Source organism: Catenulispora yoronensis, from assembly GCF_039531695.1.
Taxonomy (GTDB): Bacteria; Actinomycetota; Actinomycetes; order Streptomycetales; family Catenulisporaceae; genus Catenulispora; species Catenulispora yoronensis.
In genome coordinates, this window is sequence record NZ_BAAAQN010000222.1 from 1 (window position 1) to 565 (window position 565).

1 protein-coding gene is annotated in these 565 nt (G+C 61.8%); it reads left to right on the forward strand.

Annotation, left to right across the window (positions count from 1 at the left end; genetic code table 11):
• A partial coding sequence (locus tag ABD481_RS46955) for a VirK/YbjX family protein (RefSeq protein ID WP_344672375.1) occupies positions 1 to 565 on the forward strand: 565 nt, incomplete at both ends.

A 565-nucleotide genomic window follows, 5' to 3' on the forward strand; every position in this document is an offset into this window, starting at 1 on the left:
GCTGCTGGCCGCGCAGGCTACGCTGCCGGGCAAAGTACACCGTCAATATCTGACCCGCGATCTCAACGCCTGGCAGCGGGCGGTGGCGGTAATCAACCATTATCGTTATATCGACACCCTACGCGGATCGCGGCTGGCGCACGCTATGACCGCGGTGTCTGAGGTCCCGCTGCTGACGTTAAACGGAAAAGAGGACCGCCGGTTTACTCTTTATGCCTCCTCGGCAGGCAAAGCCGAACGTGAGGGTGAAACCACTCTGTGGCTGCGCGACAGCGACCACACCCTGCTGGCCAGCGCCACCTTCAGCGTAACCCGTGATCACGATGCCTGGCAGCTGGTTATCGGCGGTCTGCAGGGGCCACGACGTCACGTTTCTCATGAGGTGATTAAGCAGGCGACTCGCGCCTGCTACGGCCTGTTTCCGAAGCGCCTGCTGCTGGAGTTTATCTGGCAGCTGGCCGCGCGCAGCCAAATCGCGGCTATTTACGGCGTCAGCGATAACGGTCACGTGTTCCGCGCCCTGCGCTATCGCCTGAGCAAAGGCCGCCATTTCCACGCCAGCTAC